Below are 19,050 nucleotides of genomic sequence, written 5' to 3' on the forward strand. Positions count from 1 at the left end.
GCCACTTCCTCATTTCGTCTAGACCACTTATCCTGTGGTGTTGCCGTTAAAGTCGCGCTAACGTGTCATCCGTGCCTGTGATCACGATTATTGAACATGAAGAAGACGTCGATGCGCGCCGTCTCGTCTCCGCGCTCGATGACCTTGGAGCCTCGATACAACTGGTGCGCCCGTGGAACGGTGAGGACGTTTCCAGCGCCCTGCCGCCCGACGGTTCCGACCTCCCCGCGCCTGATGCCATCGTCGTCCTCGGCGGGCGAATGAGCGCCTATGATGACGAGCGCGCCCCGTGGCTGCCTGATGTCCGCACTCTGCTGGTGCGTTGCATGAACGAGGGAGTGCGCACGCTCGGTATCTGTTTGGGACACCAACTGATCGCGCGAGCGGCCGGCGGCTCGGTCGCCTGCTCAGATCCACAGTTCCACGAGATGGGAATCGTGCCTGTCGAGTGGGAGGCGCCCTTCGAGTCTGACGCCGCCGTTCCGATGACCCCGGTCGCTTCGGCTACAGGTGCAGCCATCATGGTGCCAGCGGTAGCTGACCAACTCAGTAACGCGATGGACGAGGGTGGCCCGTGGATCCGTCTGGTCGATGATCTTTCACGTATACCCGTTGTCTTTGCTGACCATAATGATGCGATTGACGAGCTGCCTGCGCAGGCTCGCGTCCTTGCACGCTCTGAGCGGTGTATCCATGCGATCGCGGTAGGGTCGCACGCCCTCGGCGTGCAATTCCACCCGGAAGTGGATCGCGCGTGGGTGGAGCAGTCCCTGTCAACCAGTGGCCTCAGTCAAGACGATGCGAACCAGATATTGGATGATTTTGACAGGCATGAGCGCGATATCGTCGCGGGCTGTCGGCGCCTCGCACAGTGGTTGGTCAGCGGCCTGTAAGCGCGTGTCTTTCAGCGGCCGACAGCTCTCAATTCCCGTCGGCCCTCAATTCCCGAATGGCGAGGCGCCTGCTTGCGACCCGTCACCCCTGCGCCCCCGCGGAATGCTGCGGCGGGTTGGTTCTTGCCTGGCTGGTTGTGTCGTGGTCTTGTCGCGGGGTGGAGCAGTGATCGGATCATGGTCTGTGTGCTGCACGATGCCCTGGATTTTAGGCTCCATCGTGCACAAGCCCCTAGATCTAGAGCGCTGTGGTGCACAAGCCCCTAGATCTGAGGGCTGTGTGTGCACGAACCCCTAGATCAACAGCGGGCGGGGCCACCCTCGAAAATGAGAATGCCCGGTGACCTGCATGTTCACAACCGCGGTGAAATGGGCGGGTGTGAGATCTAGGGGATTGTGCAAAAAGGAGCGAAAATCTAGGGGAATGTGCACCCGTGGAGGCTAGATCTAGGGGAATGTGCACTCGCGAGGGGGTAAACCCAGGGCATCGTGCGCGCAGGCACGCAGATATCAGGACGCGCCGCCTGCCCGGCTCACTCAACACAGATACCAGGACGCAATGCCTACCCTGCTCACTCAGTTTCGGCGTGACCTGCAGGTTCTGCGCTTCCCATGTTGTTGGCGGAGTCTGCGTGCTGGGCGAGGGAATTCGTATCCTCACTGCCACGGAAGACCACGAACTTCCACCACACAAATTCTCCTACCCCGTTGAGGACCATCGTCGCCGCTTTGATCAGGACTTCGCTCACCCCAGCATTGGCGACCACTTGGCCTAGCCACGCAGTGATCGGGATGAAAAAGACGTAGAACAGGGCCACCTTCGCCATGGCGATCGGAACATTGTTGGCTGATCGGAAGGTGTAGCGCCTGTTGAGCGTGAAGTTCCAGATCACTGACAAGATAATTGAGATGACGTGTTTCCAGTCATAAGGCAGCGGAGTCAACCAATCCAACAGCAGGTAAGACACTGCCTCGATCACGCCTGCGCTCAACGAGAGCAGCACGAACATAACGGCCTGGACTTTCGTCGATCGTTGTGCCATCATCATCACCCACGATTCAGAAGCGAAAAGATTTTTTTATTGGCTGGGTAGATCTTGCGGTACGCGTCGTACTGGCGTGCATAGGTCTGAGCCAGTTCGCGGCGCGGCTCGAAGCGAGCGTGCACTGTCACCAAGCGCCGCGCACTTTCCACGGTCGGAGTGATTCCCGCACCGACCGCGACAAGCAGCGCAGCCCCGACAGCGCCGGCATCCTGCGGATTCTCCGTCACTTCAACCGGACGGCCCACAATGTCAGCAAGAATCTGCGCAGTCACATCAGACAACGCTCCGCCACCGACAAAGCGCACAACCGATGAAGTCATGACCTTTTTTTCCTGAGTTTCGATGAACCAGCGCATGTGGTAACACACGCCTTCGACGACGGCACGCATCAGCTCCGTCTTGCCGGTATTCAATGAAATATTCATGAACATTGCGCGGGCGTTCGGATCCTCAAACGGACACCGGTTGCCATGCAGCCACGGAGTGAACAGCACTCCCCCCGCACCGGGTTCACTGCGGGAAATGACTTCCGACATGTAGTCATACAGGCTGCGGAAACGGGCCTCCATCCCCTCGCATACACTGTGCTTATCCAGGTAGACGTTAATTTCGTCGAGGGCCAGATGGTCCTTCACCCACTCCAGGCACTTACCTGCCGTCTCCAGCTCAGCAAAGTAGTGGTAGCGCGAGGGGTCCGCACCGACAACGGTTGCAATCATGGCACTCAAATCCACCGCGCGTTTATCCGTGACGGTACCGACCCACCCTGACGTGCCCATATACACGTGAGTATCGTGCAGCTCGGTCGCACCGGCTCCTACACCGATGAGCGAAGCATCGCCGCCACCGGCATACACCGGTGTCTCTTCAGGCAAACCGAGTTCGTCGGCAGCCTCGGCAAGGAGCGGACCGACCACATCGGTGCTGGCCACAATCTCGGGCATATGGGCGGGATTGACGTGAAGAGCCCGCATCACTTCGGGACTGAACCGTCCCTTCCGAGCGCGCACGTCATATAGAAGCGTGGCGAAAGCCGAATCGTGACTCATGACGAACTTGCCGGTCATCCGTGCAATGATCGCTTCCTTAGCGTCCAGCCACTTATAGGCACGCGCGAACGCTTCGGGCTTGTTGCGGCGCACCCAGTGGTATTTCCACACAGGATCTTTCACGGAAGCCGGTGCCGCACCCGTATGGTACAAGGCTTTGGCCAATATCCCCGCGTTCACACCTGAAATGCGCGGCGCCTTCCCACCGATCAGTCGCATCTCAACGCTGGCACGCTGATCCATGTAACTCATCGCCGGGCAGACCGGGCGCCCTCGTCGGTCAACCATGACGAGGCACTGCATCTGCGCGCAAAAACTGATGCCGGTCAGTGTTGCGCACTGCTCAGGATGGTCGCGGGCAATCTGTCGGGTGGTCTGAACGATTGCCTGCCACCATTCGTCAGGATCCTGCTCAGCTCCCCCATCAGGCAGAACATGCAGTGAGTACGATGCCGAAACTGAGTCGATGATACGAATTCGGTCATCAATCTCGAACAGGCATGTCTTGACTCCCGACGTCCCAACATCGTATGCCAGCACGGTTATCACTTGTGGTTTCCTCCTTCAGGCACTTGCAAGGCGGAAATGAGGAATTCACGTGCGCCCGAGGCAAGCTCGGCATCACTCATCCCGGGGACATACAGCAACGCGCGCTGAATGTGATAGTCACTGGCTCGGGCATACTGCAACGACATCATGATGTTGTCAATGAAGAACGCCAGCGTGCTCGAATCGATATCGGTGCGAATCTCACCTGTTTCCTGCCCTTCGGCAATGAGTTCGCGGTACATCCTGAACGTTTCGCCTTCAAGCTGATCCACGCTTTCTGCCACGATCTCAGCGCTTCCGGTGGCTGTCAGTTCGCAGTACAGGCGTACCAGGTCACGATGCGTCGACGCCGAGGTTACCGCCAGTTCTGCGAGGGCACCGATGCGAGTCAGTGCGGAGTCTCCCTCGTCTGTGATTGCGAGCAGGGCGGTGCGCAATTCGTCCTGGGCGCGTCCGACGACATACATGAAAATGTCGCGTTTGGTGTCAAAGTAGCGGAACAGCGCTCCCACGGAGATGCCTGCACGCTCGGCAATAGTGTTCGTGTTGGCCGTGGCGTAGCCGTGTGCGGCGAATTCGGCAATGGCTGCTCGCTCAATCCGTTCGCGTTTTTCCGGTGCAAGCGCCTGGAACCGCTTCATTGCGGCGTTAACCATGACTCCTCCATGAGTGCTGTAACAGCTCACCTTTGCCAAGAGATTACCACGCGGAAAGCTGCGTGATATGATTTTGGACGAAAACATGAGTGCGTACTCACTGCACGTAGAAACCGGCGAGGAGGCCGCTGTGGATATGAATCGACCTGGAATTGACCAGGTGATACATGAGCTCGACTCATTGATCGCACAACCTATCTATTCCATTAAACCGTCGGCACTGGCCGCTTACGAGCGCGATTACTTTGATGCGAAGTGCCAGAAATCCAAGGAGATGATCGGGGAAGCCCAGCAGTACATCCCCGGCGGCGTTCAGCACAATCTGGCGTTCAACTATCCGTTCCCGCTGGTGTTCACGAGCGCAAAGGACGCAACACTGACTGACCTGGACGGCAACACGTATTACGACTTCCTGCAGGCAGGCGGACCAACGGTGCTGGGGTCGAATCCAGAGTCCGTGCGTGAAAAAGTCATTGACCTGCTCAACACGTGCGGCCCATCCACCGGCCTGTTCCATGAATACGAATACCGGCTGGCTAAACTGATTTCCGAGTTGTTCGACAGCGTCGATATGTTCCGCATGTTCAACTCCGGATCCGAGGCATGTGCGGCTGCGTCACGTATCGCACGCCTGGCTACGAAGAACAAATTCATCATGAAGATGGGTGGCGGCTACCACGGTTGGAGCGATCAACTGGCATACGGTATTCGCGTGCCTGGCTCGAAGTGGACACAGGCCAAAGGCATCCCGCTGGCTTCGATGAAGTACACGCAGGAATATTTTCCCGGTGATCTCAAGGATGTCGAGCGCACCCTGATGGCCAACAAGCTGCGCGGCGGAACCGCTGCCATTTTCGTTGAGCCGGTCGGCCCTGAAAGCGGTACGCGCCCCGTGTCGATGGACTTCCTGCACGGCCTGCGCCGCCTGGCAACCAAGTTCGGCGCACTGTTGATTTTTGACGAGGTTGTCACCGCCTTCCGCCTGTCCGAACACGGCGCGCAAGGTCTGATGGGGATCCGCCCGGATCTGACTGTGTTTGGCAAGGTCGTCGCAGGCGGCTACCCCGGAGCCGGCGGTGTCGGTGGTCCCACCAAGTACATGCGCTACCTGTCGGCTGGTATCCAAAGTGGCGACAAGGTCAAGAAGGCGCTCGTTGGCGGTACTCTCGCGGCCACACCGCTGAGCGCCCTGGCCGGCTACTACACCGTCAAGGAGATCGCTGAAACTGGTGCCTGCGAGAAGGCGACGCGGGCTGGCAACCGCTTGACCGATGGTCTGCGTGCCCTCATCAAAAAACATCGTCTGCCGTTCGTCGCCTTCAACCAGGGGTCGATCTGTCACCTGGAGACAGTGGGGACGATGCACTTCTCGATCAACTGGACGAAACCGTGGACGATCCCTCACGTCCTGAAGGAGACATCGGCTCGGAAGAAGGAGATGGAGCATATGGGCGCCGCCTACATGGCTGAAGGCATCGTCACGTTAGCCGGCTCGCGCCTGTACACCTCGGCTGCGTACTCCGATGAGATGATCGACGACGCGCTCACCCGTTTCGACCGTGTCTTTGACCAGGTCACGAAGCTATGAGCGCGCCGGATTTCGGACCGGGCCACGTGGTGCCCGAGCAGGTTCCCCTGACCGCGAGTCCACGCGAGGACGTCATTGCTTTGTCTCACGACCTGCTCGATCATGGCCTGGTAGTGCGCACCTGGGGCAATGTCAGTGCTCGCGTTCGCGGTAATGCGTTCGTCATCACGCCCTCGGGCCGTTCATATTCCACCATGCAGCCCGAGGACCTGAGCGAAGTGGATGACGACGGTCAGGCTAGCGGCCCGTTCAAGCCGTCCTCGGAATACCCGATGCACGCCTTGTGCTACCGACTGCGAGCGGATGCTGCGATGGTGATTCACACGCATCAGCCCTACGCGTCGTCCTTGTCCGTCAGCCCCGAGAGCTTCAAGTTGTCCGATGAGCATGCTCGTCTGCTGGGTCAGGGTATCCTGCCGATCGCCAGCTACGGCCTGCCGGGTACGCACACACTCCACCACGGTGTTGAACAGGTTCTGTTTGATCACCCCGATGTGAATGTCGTGTTGATGCGTGCTCACGGCGCGCTGGTGTGCGGCACCAGTAAGTCCGACGCTCTGGCCCGCGCGACCCGCCTGGAGCAGGTGTGTCGTGAGATTTACGAGGGCCTCGTGCCCCAATCTCTGACCGAAGCGGAGCTGGCGCCCGATGCTGACGGCGTGGTCATGTCGCGCCGTACCGGCACCCCACCGGATTCGGCAGGGCAGATCGAGTATTTCACGCGCGATCTTGAGGGCCAGTTCGTGCCCTGCTCCCCGTCAACTCTGACTGTCAGGCTGCATGAACAGTGCTATGCGAAACGTGAGGATGTGACCGCGATCCGCGTGTGCACGGATTCGCAGGTCAGCACGTTCTTCGGACGTACGTTGACACCGCACCTGGACGATTTTGCCCAGATCGTCGGCCTGCGCGCTGACAACAGGCTCGGCTCGAATGTCGTCCTCTTGTCGCGTGCCGCATTGTGTCTGGGAATTGACGAGGGCGACGCTGCCGCCATCGAATACGTGTTGGAAAAGAATGCGCGTGCTGCTCGAATCGCTGAGATCACTGGCGAGGCGGGGTTGTCAACGTTTGATTCCCTCTTGATGAACGTGGTGTACCGGCTGAAGTACTCCAAGCGGGCCAGTCTCCCAAGTACTGCTCATCGCTCTCATACTCAGTAAAATTCATTACCCACTCACACAACTCCATGTTGGCTACTAACAGCCAGACGCTAAATCGTCTTCGACATTTGCGGCCGCTTATTTCAGATCACTGTTGGGAATCAGTGAAAAACAGAGATAGCCAGCAAACAAACCGAAATTCCACGCTAACATCCTCTTGCACATCTTGAGCTAAACGCGCGATCCGCAAGCGGCTTTAATTGTCCATCCGAATAATTGCGAGACTATTACGATCACCCCATCTTTAGTGGAACAGATCTCACTCTCGCCGCAAGCGAGTACAATCAGTCATGCTTGCGCAAGAAGTCATTACACGAGGCCATAAGGGAGTGGCCGCCGAGATTTTCAACGCAAGCCTCACCCTTTCAAATATTCATTACGACGAAGTAGATTGAGGTTGATCATGAGAAGGTCTACGCGGTGGATTAATGCAATCGTTGCCATTGCGAGTATGAGTTTCCTCGTAACCGCATGCAGCGGCGGAGGAACAGCCAACCAGGCTGAGTCCTCAGCTTCGAGCGGTTCAGACAATGCAACAAAGTCCGACAAGGACTACTCCATTGCAATCGTTCCCAAGGACGCAACGAATCCTTGGTTCGTGCGAATGGAACAGGGCGTCAAAAAGTACGCCGAAGATACAGGGCTCAACGTCTACCAAAAAGGCCCTGCAGAAACTGATGCAACCATGCAGGCTCAGGTCATTCAAGACCTTATTGCTCAAGGTGTAGACGCAATTGGTGTGGTTCCCGTCGACCCCGGCGCAATCGAGCCGGTTCTCAAGGAAGCAATGGATGCGGGAATTGTTGTTGTGACGCACGAGGGCGCGTCACAAGAAAACACTATGTACGACATCGAGGCATTCGACAACGACGCATATGGCGCATTCATTATGGATAACTTGGCCAAGGCAATGGGCGAAGAAGGATTGTACACCACCATGGTTGGCCATGTGACAAACGCATCTCACAACGAATGGGCGGATGGCGGAGTCAAGCATGCCCAAGAAGCCTACCCAAAGATGAAATTGCTTGAAGCCGAGCCACGAGTCGAATCAACCGACAATGCAGAAGGAGCATATCAGGCGGCAAAAGAGCTACTGAAGAAATACCCAGACCTCAAAGGCATTATGGGAACATCCTCTTTCGACGCACCCGGAGTTGCGCGCGCGATTGATGAGCTTGGACTTAAAGGCAAGGTATTTACCTCTGGTACTGGAATGCCCGCCACAAACAAAGACATCCTTGACAGAGATCTTGTCTCAGCTTTGACACTTTGGGATCCCGCAGATGCTGGATACGCAATGGCCTCCCTTGCCACCAAGATTCTGAACGGAGAAGAAATCAAGGACGGCGTCGATCTTGGGGTACCCGGCTACGAAGAAATGCACTTCGCAGCGGGGTCAGACAAAGTTCTCCAAGGAAAGTCTTGGGTGACCATCACGAAAGATAACGTCGACGACTTCGGCTTCTAATCCGCGAACTCAACGAGCAAATCGTGGCAGGCGGAATCGACTGCTTCTTGTTCAGCCGATTCCGCCCTGTCCGGAACCCAATCTGACTAGCAGTCCTATAAGACGCGAAAAAGTGTTGTTCATACTACATCTAGGGGGCAAGTAATGGATGAATATCCAATAGTTGCACTACACAAATTATGCAAATCCTTTGAGGGCGTACAGGCCCTTAAAAATATCGACTTTTCTATATACCCTGGTGAAATACACTGCCTTGCCGGAGAAAATGGTTCAGGAAAGTCAACTCTGATCAAAGTCATTTCAGGCGTTCACTCCCCCGACAGTGGTACTATCGAATTTGGCACCGAAAAAGTCCGTAAGATTTCTCCGCACGAAGCAATCGCGCACGGAATACAAGTCATTTACCAAGACTTCTCGATATTTCCAAACTTAACAGTTGCTGAAAATTTAGCCCTAAACGCTCAAATTGCATCTGGTAAGAAAATCGTGAAACCTCGTGAGATCCGCCAGGTTGCAAGAGAAGCTCTCGAGAGAATTGGAATTACACTCGACATAGACGCTCGAGTATCAGAACTATCAGTAGCAGACAAACAACTGATAGCGATCGCCAGAGCTCTTGTGTCTGACGCCAAGCTCATCATCATGGATGAGGCTACTACTGCGCTCACACGAAACGAAGTCAAGACACTATTCAAGCTTATTCTCGATTTGAAGCACCGGGGAATAGCGATTCTGTTTGTCTCCCACAAGCTAGAAGAGGTTTTCGAAATCGCAGAGAAGTTCACGATTCTTCGAAGCGGTGAGAAAATAATCACCTGCCAAAGCAAAGAACTTGACAGACGGTCTTTTTCAAAGTACATGACTGGCCGTGACTTTGATGAACAGAAGTTTCACTCGGACAACGTCAGCGAAAAGATTTCACTCAAAGTATCCAATTTATCTAGTCAAGGCAGCTTTCGCGACATATCTTTTGACCTACACCAGGGAGAGATTCTCGGCGTAGCGGGCTTACTTGGATCAGGTCGAACCGAGCTTGCAAGAGCATTGTTTGGTCTCGACCCAGTAACAGGTGGATCTCTTGAAGTATCAGGGAAGAACCTGAAAATCAAGTCGGTAAGCGACGCAGTCGAAGCCGGAATTGCATACGTTCCAGAAGACCGACTTTCTGAAGGGCTCTTTCTCACACGTTCAATTGGAGAGAACATCGTTGTCAGCGTCCTTGAGAAGTTCTCGACTCACTTCGGTTTCCTTAACAAGACAAAAATGGCACGAGAAGAAAAAGAGTGGGTTAAGGAACTTTCTATTGCGACCCCTGACCCGAGCTTCGCAGTTAATACTCTTTCAGGCGGAAACCAACAAAAAGTAGTGCTAGCCAAGTGGCTCGCTATCCACCCTGAGATTCTAATTTTAAACGGACCCACCGTGGGCGTCGACATTGGATCGAAGTACACCATCCACGCCTTCATCAAGCGTTTAGCAGATTCTGGAATTTCAATTCTGATGATTTCTGACGATTTGCCAGAGCTCTTGGAAACATGTAACAGAATTCTTGTCATGAAAAAGGGGCGTATCGTCGCGTCCTGTGACACACATTCCACAACTCAGATCGAATTAAATTCTATGATTTCTGACGAGATTTCGGAGATCGAATCATGACAACGAAACTATTCAACAAACTTAAACGCTCTAACGAGTTTTATGTTTTTCTAGTATTATGCGTGATTGCGGTGATTATTCAGGCTCGAAGTGGTCAGTTCTTCACGCTAAATAACATCGTAGACCTCATTAATGCCGCAATCGTTCCTTGCCTTTTTGGAGTCGGTGCACACCTAGTGCTCATCTCAGGTGGCATTGACGTTTCTTTTCCGGCTTTAGCGTCTCTTGCAGTATACGCAAGCACTCGCCTTCTGGTGGATCACTCATTCAATGGCGGCATTGCAATTCCTTTTCTACTTGCCATTGTCTTTGGGGCTCTACTCGGAGCTTTCAACGGAGTGTTTTGCTCACGATTGACTGTTCCAGTGCTTATTGTCACCTTAGGAACGGCAAACGTCTTTTCGGGCTTCATGCAGGGCGCTCTCAATTCTGTGCAAATTCCTAATATTCCGTCATCAATGAAGGAATTTGGAAGTGAACCACTATTTATTGTGGAAAATAAGAGTAGCGGTCTTACTTCCGCAATGCCTAAGAGCATCTTGATTTTAATTGCTGTGCTTTTTGTAGCATTTGTGATTACCCGATACACAACATTTGGCCGCTCTCTCTACGCTATCGGAGGAGATGAGGCCGCTGCCGTGCGAGCAGGTGTCACTGTCCGGCGCGTCAAGTTTGTCTTATACATATTGGTCGGCGTGATTGCGGCATTGGCTGGTATGGCTCGTACGTGCGGTATGGGCCAGATGCATCCAACGAACTTGCTTGGAATGGAAATGATGGTTATTGCTGCGGTCGTGTTGGGCGGCACGTCAATTACCGGCGGCACGGGTTCACTGACGGGGGTTGTTCTGGGAACGTCTCTCATCGTTGTCGTACAAAACTCAATGATTCTTACCGGTATTCCTACCTTCTGGCAGCGCTTTGCTCTTGGACTGCTCATCGTAATTGGTACCGGTGTTTCCGCTGTCCAGGTGATGAGAGAACATCGTCGGAAAGCATGCATAGTGGAGGGAGAGTGAGATGTTGAAGCAGGTTGAAATGAAGTCTCCAAGCATACTCACCAAGGTTCAGGACTTCTTCAAGAAGGATCCGTACATCGCCCGGCTTTTTGTAGTCTTCCTCGCCGTGAGTCTTTTCTTCGCGATTATTAGAACCGACTCGTTTCTGAGCCTTCGCACGTGGACATCCATGGCAGTCCAATTTCCTGAATATGGTCTAATGGCTCTGGGCGTACTAGCTACAATGTTGACAGCAGGAATCGATTTGTCTGTTGTTGGAATCGCCAACGTGACAGCGATCAGCACCGCTTTGATCCTGCGTTCGGTCATGCCAACTTCGGATTCTGGCGGCAGCGCCACACTATCGATTCTCCTAGCATTTGGTTGTGCACTTGTAATTGGAACGCTGTGTGGACTTCTAAACGGCATTCTCGTCGCTTACGTAAGAATTCCTGCAATTCTTGCAACTCTTGGGACCTTGGAACTGTTCAGCGGCATCGGGATCATCCTCACCGCAGGAAAGCCAATCTCCGGGCTGCCTAAGGCGTTTGGCCAAGTCTTTTCTTTCAAGTTATTCGGTGTTATTCCTGTTTCCTTGTTGATATTCGTGGTATGTGCACTCATTATGGGCTTTTTGTTGGGATTAACCGGATTCGGCAAGAAAATACTAATGATCGGGACAAATGAGACTGCTGCCGTATTCTCGGCGCTAGAGGTGAAGAGTCTGCTTCTGAGAACCTATGTCATATCGGGACTGATGGCAGCAGTCGCCGGCATCGTGATGCTGGCCAATTACAACTCAGCCAAGGCTGACTATGGAGCCACCTACACACTATTGACCGTGCTCATAGTCGTGCTGGGGGGTGTCGATCCGAATGGCGGGAAAGGCCGTTTACTAGGCGTAATTGTTGCGATCGGCATCCTGCAGATGCTCTCATCAGGTCTGAACATGTTCTCAGGTATTTCCAACTTCTACAGACCGCTCATCTGGGGAGCTGTTTTGCTTGCCGTCATTTCTCTGAACAGTACAAAGCTTCGCAAGATACGTAAACCAATGAAGAAAGAAGAATAGACCATGTCCGCTGAAAAACAAGTCGTAGTCGGAGCCGATTTCGCAGGATTCCCGCTCAAAAGCGCTGTTGCAGATCACTTGCGCGAGCGCGGCTGGGAAGTCGTCGACATCACTCCTAGTGACGAAAATCTTCCTATGTATCACAGAGTAGGGTTCCGCCTTGGTGCAGAACTGGCCGAAGGAAACTTTGCCAAAGCCCTAGCCTTTTGCGGAACGGGGATGGGCATCCATATCGCAGCATCAAAAGTACCGCATGTCCACGCCGCGGTTGCCGAAAGCGTTCCAGCTGCCTTGAGAGCGGCTGCAGCTAACAATGCAAACTTGCTTGCAATGGGCGCTTTTTACATCGGTGCCCCACTGGGTATGGCGATGGCCGACGCCTTCCTTGAAGCTGAGCTGGGATCCGGCTACGAAAACTGGCCTGGATTTTACGAATATCACCACATAGGGTATCTCGAGTGCGAGAACTTCGACTATGAAGCCTATAAAGCGAACAACTTCGAAGTTGTCGATCCGATGGAAGCTACGTTGGGAGACCAGCCGATAGGTCTAGCCTACTAGCTCACATTTTCTTGGCATCAATCCTGATACGAAGCTTCTAGCAGCGTTGATTCACGTCTTATCAGCCGTCCAGGCAATCGATAGTGACTCACACTGCTAGAAGCTTCTAGGAGCATCGATACGGCCGTGCGCGCCATCCGCTCAACAGGCTGGCGAACCGTTGTTAAGGACGGTCTGAATAACTCAGCAAAAGGCGTATCATCAAAACCAGTGACAAGGACGTCCTCGGGAACGCCAATTCCCTGATCCTTCAATTGTTTTATTGCGCCTACTGACAGCAGATCGCTGAAACAAACCAACGCATCTGGAAACAAATTCGATGCAAGCAAAGTCTCAACAGCTTCCGCTCCGCCACTAATTGAATGTTCTCCCTCAACAATAAGTTTCCTAGGCAGACAAACGTCATAAAAGCGACAGGCTTCTTCAGTCTCTTTCAGCCTCAGCATTGATGTAAGCTCAGTTTCCTTGCTGGTGACAACGCCGATCGTCTTAGCACCTGAGTCTTTGAGGTGCTTGATGACAGAGAACATAGATTGGCGTTCATCAATACCAACACCCGAAAACTTCGTGCATGTCGTGGGACGATCTAGCTGAATCAGAGGGATACCGGATGTGAAATCAGCAATTGATGGAGCAGACTTTACTTCATGACAAGGAACGATCAGTACACCGTCAACTGATCCAGACTCAAAAGCCCTTAATAGGCGCGCCTCTGTATCCAAGTTTCGACGGGAATCCGACAGATATAGGTAGTAGTTATTCTCGTATAAGACGTGTTCAACTTCCTCAACTAACCTTGTGAAAAATGGATTTGAGATGGATGGAACAATCATTCCAATCACCGAAGTCTTTGATAGGCGTAACGATCTAGCAATCGGATTCGTCTGGTATCCAAGCTCTTTCGCAGCTTTTTTCACTCGCTGCTGCGTGGCTGTCGAGATTAATGAAGCCTTAGCGCTCAGCGCGCGTGACGCAGTGGACTGCGAAACACCAGCTCGGCGCGCGACATCTGCCAAAACGGGGCGGCGCCGACCTTTCTGATCCATGTCACCAGTATAACGAGGAGGTCGTTGCTCATTCTGTTCTTCACTACATCTAATAGCTAATAAACACTACGAAAGTAAGTAAACGACAATTACTCGAATTCCTGTGCTACAGCTACCCCTAGCGCAACAACAAAACCTCCCGCTCTTGATTTTCCGATTTACTGGCGACCAAAATCTACGACTTATACACCACACTTTGGCTTTGTTCGCTTCGCTTCCAATTAAGAGCCTTCAGAAACCCGTTTACTTGGAGCTCAGAAAATTGTAGATATGGCTGTGCCCGGCAGCTGAAATACTCACCAAAATGCGAAATTGACAACTAACGTTGCCTACATCGAGCGGCCGTCTCCCCCTCTACTTTCTTCGGGAGATGTTTACGGCGTGGCGCACTGGATGAGCTGGCCGTGTCCGCTGGCGTAAATGTCCTTCTCGCATGCACCGACGAAGACGCTTTGACCACACGTCATGGTCACGTGAGCAGCTGAGTGGGCGCGCGGAGCAGTGGTCATGACATCAACGCTGCCGTCCAAGCACATCAAGATGCGCGGTCCCTCCCCTGGGATCAGAACTGGACCTGGCGCAGTGGCCTGTACGGGCTCGCCTGCAGCGTCGCGCGTGCCGGGCGTTGTGCCGGGAAGAGTGGTGACAGACAGGGAGAATTCCTGGGCCGGTGCCAGGAATGTGTCGGTCGTGTCACTGGGGTGCTCGGCAGCAACGCGAATGGGCGGCAACGCAGAAAACTCGGCAATTTCCACCAGTTGAGCGCTATCGACATACTTGCGGGTCAGGCCCGCGCGCACCACATTGTCAGAGGACGCCATGACCTCTATCCCCAATCCCGACTGGTAGGAGTGGATCTGGCGAGGTGGAATATAGACGGCCTCACCGGGACGCAACGACACTGGATTCATCAGGAATGCGACGATGATACCGGGGTCACCCACGTACTTGGCGGCCAACCGCGTCACCATCTCATCGGTGCGTCGGGACGGAGACGTGCCGCGCTCCAGGCGCTGCGCGCATGATGCGGCAAATTCTGACACTCCCTCGGCCGTCACCGGAGAGTCCTCATCAAAAAGCCAGCCGATCAGCATCTTGAGCCCAGATCGCACGGTAGCGAGTCTGAGACGCTTGCGCAGAGAATCGGCAACCATGCCTTCCAGACCATCCAGCAACCGGCGCGCCTTACGTGGGACTCGAAAGCCCACAAGCGCCTCAAAGTCGGTGAGAGCATAAATCATTTCCGGCTTGTGGTTCATGTCGCGGTAGGTGCGATCTGCGGCTGTGCGCTCAATGCCTAGAACATCTTCGCGAATATACCCTTCGCGTGCGAGCTCCTTCGTTGGGTGCACCTGCAGTGACAGGGCTTCTGCCGGCGCGATGAGTTTCATCAGGAAAGGCAGACGCGGTCCGAATGAGTACAGCAACCCGTCGCCCAGCATGGCAGTGGGATCCTGATCGATGAGGTCGCGAAGGATTATGCCACTCTCATTCAGCGACGTCGGACCGTCGATATGATCACCGAACCACACTTCTGACACAGGCGACTCAGAGCGTTCCGAGCCCAGGAAATTCGGGATCGCGTCGGTTGACCCCCACGCGTCGTTTTTCTTCCAGCCTGTAAGACGCTCCATAAAACGTGGCTCCTCGCATGTGCGCATCGCTGTGCGCACCACAATCCTGGTCGCGCATGCCGCACGACCCGCTCTCGACGATTCAGTCGTGTACTTCTAACCGATCTTAATCACTTTCCCGCACTGTGGCCGACTCGCCCTCGCGTTCGCGTTGCAGAAGGCGGGCAAATGGCCCGTCCTGAACTGCAAGCTCATCGTATGTGCCGATCTGCGCCACATGCCCATCGTCGACCACGATGATTCGGTCGGCGCCGCGAATTGTGGAGATCCGGTGAGCAATGATGATCAGTGTGCGCCCAGCTGTTGCTTCGCGAATGCCATCGAGCACCACGGCTTCGGTAGCGCTGTCGAGTTGTGAGGTCGCCTCGTCAAGGATAGTAATCGGTGCGCCAGCCAGAAGTGCGCGGGCGAGGGCGACGCGTTGACGCTGACCACCAGAAATGCGCTGGCCCATCTCTCCGATCCGGGTGTTCATACCATCCGGTTCGCTGGCCAGCCACTGATCCAGGCCCACCTGGCGGCACACACGCTGCAGATCCTCATCACTGGCATCGGGACAGGCGAGCAGCAGGTTCTCACGCACACTCATATTGAACACATACGGGGTCTGCGGGGCGAACACGACAATGGAACGTAGATGGTGGCGCGTCACGGTACGCACATCCGCCCCACCAATGCTGACTACGCCCTGATCGGGGTCCCACATGCGGTCAATGAGCCGTGCGATCGTTGACTTCCCAGATCCGCTCGACCCGACGATTGCGGTGACTCTTCCGGCCGGAATCGACACCGTGACATTGTGGAGAACCTGCGGGGATGGTCCTGCTGCGCTCGGGCGCGGCGGGTAGGCAAATGAGACACCATCCAGTGCGATCATGTCTTTTCCGCTCACGTCACCGTCTCGCACCTGGCTGCTGTCAGGTTCTCGCACCAGCGGGGCACGCTCGGTGATAGCGAAGATGCGGCGCGCCGATGCGAAGGCCTGGTCCAGATCAGCCATGAAGTCTTCGACTGCCAGTGCCGGAGCAAAGGATGCCAAGGTGACGCCCAGCGCCATGCACATCTGAGCCATGCTCACTGCGCCCGCCCTCGCCAATGACGCGAGGACAGCCAGTTGGACGATCAAGGCGAGCGCGACGAGAGTCTGATTCAACCCGCGTCGCAGCGCCACCACCGACGTTGTGCGCCGCTGAGCCTCATCGATCGTATCTTCGAGCTGTCGCATCGTGCGGTGCCGCTCGGCCTCGTTCGCGAAGGTCAGGATCTCGCGCACGCCCTGGACGGTGTCCGTGACGTGCTGGGACAGGTCGCCTCGGGTCGCTCGAATGGTGCGTGCAGCGTCACTGGTGGTACGCACCCCCAGCTGCGGGACGACTATGCTGACGGCCACCAGGAACGGAGCGAGCGCCAAGACTGCCCACCATGAAACCGCACATCCCAGATAGGCCAGGACGATCACGGGGCAGATAATGGCGCTCAAGCCGGGAGCGAGGGTGTGCGCAAAGAACACTTCGATCCGGTCAATGTCCTTGGTGACTCGTGAAAGAAGGTCGCCTGAGTCTTCGCTTTCGGTGCGCGCAGGAGCTTGCGGTTCGAGGCGATCGTAAAAGTAGCCTCGAAGCAATGCGAGGGAGCGGAATGCGACCCAGTGCCCGCTGAATTGCTCGAGGTAGCGCATCAGCGCTTTGCTCAGCGACAGGACAACGAGCACCACTGCCACGGTCAGCAGCGGCATCGTGGAGATATCGGAGGCAATCTTGCCAATCACCCACCCTGCTGTTGCGTACTGCGCCACGTGCAGCACCATTCCGATCACGCGCGCCGTGATCGAGATGCCCAACGGTGCCATGACAGGGCGTGCCACGTTGATCAGTCTGGCAGAGGTCTTCCAGCGTGATTCGTTCATCGGGATGCCGCCTTCCCGTCGGTCAGCTGTCCGTCGCACATCGTGATGCGTCGTCCTGACTGGTCGATCGTGTTGCGTCTGTGCGAAATGGTCAGCGTTGTGCGCCCCTGGGTGAGGTGGGCGAGCGCCTGCAGGATCTCGTGCTCACTGTTCAGGTCCACGTGAGCGGTCGGCTCATCCAAGATCAGGATCGGAGCATCCTTGAGCAGTGCGCGCGCAATCGCGACGCGTTGCGCTTCCCCACCCGATAGGGCCAGGCCACGCTCTCCCACTTCCGTGTCCAGGCCGTAGGGCAGGCGCTCCAGTTTCTGCGTGAGGCGGGCCGCGTCGAGTGCGCGGCGGAGGTCCTGGTCGGTGGCGTGTGGGTTTGCGATCAGCAGGTTGTCGCGCAGCGTGCCGGTAAACAGGTAGGTTTCCTGCTCGACGGTGGTGATGTGGCGTCGAATCCACTGCAGTGTCACGTCGGTCAGGTCGTGTCCGTTGATGCGAATCGATCCGCTGTCGGGCCGACGGTTGGCGCATATGAGGGTGGCGAGTGTGGTTTTTCCTGCTCCTGATGGCCCGGTCAGTACGACATGCTGACCGGCTCCGATGTGCAGTGAAGCATCCGTGAGGACGTTGACACCTTTCTGGTAGGCGAAGTTTACGCGGTCGATGTCGATGGTGGCGCCGCTCGTGCCGCCCGTGCTTCCGGAAATTTCTTCGCTATCCGAACCGCGAGTCACGTCACCCGCACCTCGCCGCACCGCATCACCCGCACCTCGCTGCGCCACGCCGTGCGCATCCGGGTCGATCGCATCTGCCGCGTCGCTGACCGCCACAGGCTCACTGGTCAGGCGCTTGATCTCGCGTTGTGAGGCCATTCCGCCCATGCCGACATAGAAGAACTGACCGACCCGATCCAACGGATCTAACATGATGGTGGACAGCAGGACCAGCGCTATAGCCTGGCCCACGCTGATTGCTCCGCTGCCAGCCCGCCACGTTCCCAGCAAGGCTGCTCCCGTGATGATCCCCAACGAAAAGACGGCGTCCATTACGAACAGGACCAGCTGATTTGCTGCCAGGTATCGCATGACCCTGCGGCGCACTTTCTCTGATTGGTCAGCCAGGTGGCGGCCCATTGCCGCGCCGGCATTCATCAGTGTCAGCGCTGACAGGCCTTGAATAGCATCGAGTTCAGCTGCTGCGAGCGAACGCGCTGCCGAACGGTAACGAGACGAGACGGGTTTGAATGCGGCTCGAAATGCGCCGATGGCAAGCGGCACGATCGGGATGGCCAGTGCCAAAATCAGCGCCGCCACCCAGTCGATGGCAATCGCGATGACGACGACGATCAGAATCGGCGTCGCAAGAGAAGCAATCATCGGACCGATAAACGTGCCGCGATAGTTAGCCACGCGTTCCACGCCGTCGGTTGCTGAGTTGACGATTCGGCCTGTGCGCTCGCGTGAGCGTTCAGCCGGACCGCGCGCGAAGACATGATCCACGATGCGGTGACGGTATTCCTTTTCAATAGCGCCGACGCTGTGCCCCGCAAGACGCGATGCTGCCCACGCGCTCACGCCCGTGATGAGAGCGCAGATAGCGGCAGTGGCCCATAGTCCCCAGCCCAGCGGCCCCGACTCGATGACAGCATCGATGGCGTACCCGCTGCAGATATACACGCCTGCGAGCGCAAGCGCCGACATCCACGACACCGCAATAACTACGTGTTTTCTGTTCATCTCTTCTACTACCTCTCCTCACAACTGAGGTATGC

Annotated in this window: 15 protein-coding genes; 8 read left to right on the forward strand and 7 right to left on the reverse strand. The window is 55.6% G+C overall.

Translation table 11 applies throughout. From position 1 onward, the window contains the following. Window positions 1-62 precede the first annotated feature (62 nt). Complete coding sequence (locus AC1EJZ_RS08245) at window positions 63-893, forward strand: type 1 glutamine amidotransferase (RefSeq protein WP_070725046.1); 831 nt, start codon at window positions 63-65, stop codon at window positions 891-893. A gap of 572 nt (window positions 894-1,465) precedes the next feature. On the opposite strand, the gene AC1EJZ_RS08250 is transcribed toward AC1EJZ_RS08245, so the two are convergent. The 3 genes from AC1EJZ_RS08250 to AC1EJZ_RS08260 are packed head-to-tail and all read right to left on the reverse strand — an operon-like array spanning window position 1,466 to window position 4,193. Further along, window positions 1,466-1,936: a GtrA family protein gene (locus tag AC1EJZ_RS08250; RefSeq protein ID WP_227469053.1), complete on the reverse strand. Its 471-nt coding sequence runs from the start codon at window positions 1,934-1,936 to the stop codon at window positions 1,466-1,468. Between the two features lie 5 nt (window positions 1,937-1,941). Beyond that, a complete protein-coding gene (locus tag AC1EJZ_RS08255) occupies window positions 1,942-3,537 on the reverse strand; it encodes a xylulokinase (protein ID WP_257525387.1) in 1,596 nt (531 codons plus the stop codon). After that, entirely contained in the window at window positions 3,534-4,193 is a 660-nt protein-coding gene (locus AC1EJZ_RS08260; RefSeq protein ID WP_058236269.1) for a TetR/AcrR family transcriptional regulator, read from the reverse strand. Before AC1EJZ_RS08260 ends, AC1EJZ_RS08255 begins: the two co-directional genes overlap by 4 nt. A gap of 136 nt (window positions 4,194-4,329) precedes the next feature. On the opposite strand from AC1EJZ_RS08260, the gene AC1EJZ_RS08265 reads away from it, so the two are divergent. The 7 genes from AC1EJZ_RS08265 to AC1EJZ_RS08295 all read left to right on the forward strand — a co-directional run bounded on the left by AC1EJZ_RS08265 (window position 4,330) and on the right by AC1EJZ_RS08295 (window position 12,702). Then, window positions 4,330-5,781, forward strand: coding sequence for an aspartate aminotransferase family protein (locus tag AC1EJZ_RS08265; RefSeq protein ID WP_070725118.1), 1,452 nt, complete (start codon window positions 4,330-4,332; stop codon window positions 5,779-5,781). Continuing rightward, window positions 5,778-6,944 (forward strand): class II aldolase/adducin family protein, encoded by a 1,167-nt coding sequence (locus AC1EJZ_RS08270; protein WP_480294539.1) that lies wholly within the window; start codon window positions 5,778-5,780, stop codon window positions 6,942-6,944. Before AC1EJZ_RS08265 ends, AC1EJZ_RS08270 begins: the two co-directional genes overlap by 4 nt. A gap of 403 nt (window positions 6,945-7,347) precedes the next feature. Then, complete coding sequence (locus AC1EJZ_RS08275) at window positions 7,348-8,415, forward strand: autoinducer 2 ABC transporter substrate-binding protein (protein ID WP_070725038.1); 1,068 nt, start codon at window positions 7,348-7,350, stop codon at window positions 8,413-8,415. Between the two features lie 144 nt (window positions 8,416-8,559). Further along, window positions 8,560-10,071, forward strand: coding sequence for a sugar ABC transporter ATP-binding protein (locus AC1EJZ_RS08280; protein WP_092648343.1), 1,512 nt, complete (start codon window positions 8,560-8,562; stop codon window positions 10,069-10,071). Beyond that, window positions 10,068-11,090: an ABC transporter permease gene (locus tag AC1EJZ_RS08285; protein WP_092648342.1), complete on the forward strand. Its 1,023-nt coding sequence runs from the start codon at window positions 10,068-10,070 to the stop codon at window positions 11,088-11,090. The genes AC1EJZ_RS08280 and AC1EJZ_RS08285 overlap by 4 nt, the downstream gene beginning before the upstream one ends. A 1-nt stretch (window position 11,091) precedes the next feature. Further along, a complete protein-coding gene (locus AC1EJZ_RS08290; protein ID WP_371935797.1) occupies window positions 11,092-12,141 on the forward strand; it encodes an ABC transporter permease in 1,050 nt (349 codons plus the stop codon). A gap of 3 nt (window positions 12,142-12,144) precedes the next feature. Beyond that, complete coding sequence (locus AC1EJZ_RS08295) at window positions 12,145-12,702, forward strand: RpiB/LacA/LacB family sugar-phosphate isomerase (protein ID WP_092648341.1); 558 nt, start codon at window positions 12,145-12,147, stop codon at window positions 12,700-12,702. Between the two features lie 17 nt (window positions 12,703-12,719). On the opposite strand, the gene AC1EJZ_RS08300 is transcribed toward AC1EJZ_RS08295, so the two are convergent. The 4 genes from AC1EJZ_RS08300 to AC1EJZ_RS08315 all read right to left on the reverse strand — a co-directional run bounded on the left by AC1EJZ_RS08300 (window position 12,720) and on the right by AC1EJZ_RS08315 (window position 19,015). Further along, window positions 12,720-13,748 (reverse strand): LacI family DNA-binding transcriptional regulator, encoded by a 1,029-nt coding sequence (locus AC1EJZ_RS08300; protein WP_070725034.1) that lies wholly within the window; start codon window positions 13,746-13,748, stop codon window positions 12,720-12,722. A 374-nt stretch (window positions 13,749-14,122) separates the two neighbouring features. After that, window positions 14,123-15,382, reverse strand: coding sequence for a mannose-6-phosphate isomerase, class I (manA, locus tag AC1EJZ_RS08305; RefSeq protein WP_058236262.1), 1,260 nt, complete (start codon window positions 15,380-15,382; stop codon window positions 14,123-14,125). 106 nt (window positions 15,383-15,488) lie between these two features. Further along, a complete protein-coding gene (gene cydC / locus AC1EJZ_RS08310; RefSeq protein ID WP_058236261.1) occupies window positions 15,489-17,288 on the reverse strand; it encodes a thiol reductant ABC exporter subunit CydC in 1,800 nt (599 codons plus the stop codon). Continuing rightward, window positions 17,285-19,015, reverse strand: a complete 1,731-nt coding sequence (locus tag AC1EJZ_RS08315; RefSeq protein WP_480294540.1) for an ABC transporter ATP-binding protein/permease — start codon at window positions 19,013-19,015, stop codon at window positions 17,285-17,287. The genes cydC and AC1EJZ_RS08315 overlap by 4 nt, the downstream gene beginning before the upstream one ends. Between the last annotated feature and the right edge of the window lie 35 nt (window positions 19,016-19,050).

This window comes from Pauljensenia sp. C0170B5, from assembly GCF_056590195.1.

Excerpts from the sequence above, each read along its gene's own strand:
- AC1EJZ_RS08250 (WP_227469053.1), bottom strand. The coding sequence starts at position 1,936 with ATGGCACAACGATCGACGAAAGTCCAGGCCGTTATGTTCGTGCTGCTC.
- AC1EJZ_RS08260 (WP_058236269.1), bottom strand. The coding sequence starts at position 4,193 with ATGGTTAACGCCGCAATGAAGCGGTTCCAGGCGCTTGCACCGGAAAAA.
- AC1EJZ_RS08265 (WP_070725118.1), top strand. The coding sequence starts at position 4,330 with ATGAATCGACCTGGAATTGACCAGGTGATACATGAGCTCGACTCATTG.
- AC1EJZ_RS08270 (WP_480294539.1), top strand. The coding sequence starts at position 5,778 with ATGAGCGCGCCGGATTTCGGACCGGGCCACGTGGTGCCCGAGCAGGTT.
- AC1EJZ_RS08275 (WP_070725038.1), top strand. The coding sequence starts at position 7,348 with ATGAGAAGGTCTACGCGGTGGATTAATGCAATCGTTGCCATTGCGAGT.
- AC1EJZ_RS08280 (WP_092648343.1), top strand. The coding sequence starts at position 8,560 with ATGGATGAATATCCAATAGTTGCACTACACAAATTATGCAAATCCTTT.
- AC1EJZ_RS08285 (WP_092648342.1), top strand. The coding sequence starts at position 10,068 with ATGACAACGAAACTATTCAACAAACTTAAACGCTCTAACGAGTTTTAT.
- AC1EJZ_RS08290 (WP_371935797.1), top strand. The coding sequence starts at position 11,092 with ATGTTGAAGCAGGTTGAAATGAAGTCTCCAAGCATACTCACCAAGGTT.
- AC1EJZ_RS08295 (WP_092648341.1), top strand. The coding sequence starts at position 12,145 with ATGTCCGCTGAAAAACAAGTCGTAGTCGGAGCCGATTTCGCAGGATTC.
- AC1EJZ_RS08300 (WP_070725034.1), bottom strand. The coding sequence starts at position 13,748 with ATGGATCAGAAAGGTCGGCGCCGCCCCGTTTTGGCAGATGTCGCGCGC.
- manA (WP_058236262.1), bottom strand. The coding sequence starts at position 15,382 with ATGGAGCGTCTTACAGGCTGGAAGAAAAACGACGCGTGGGGGTCAACC.
- cydC (WP_058236261.1), bottom strand. The coding sequence starts at position 17,288 with ATGAACGAATCACGCTGGAAGACCTCTGCCAGACTGATCAACGTGGCA.
- AC1EJZ_RS08315 (WP_480294540.1), bottom strand. The coding sequence starts at position 19,015 with ATGAACAGAAAACACGTAGTTATTGCGGTGTCGTGGATGTCGGCGCTT.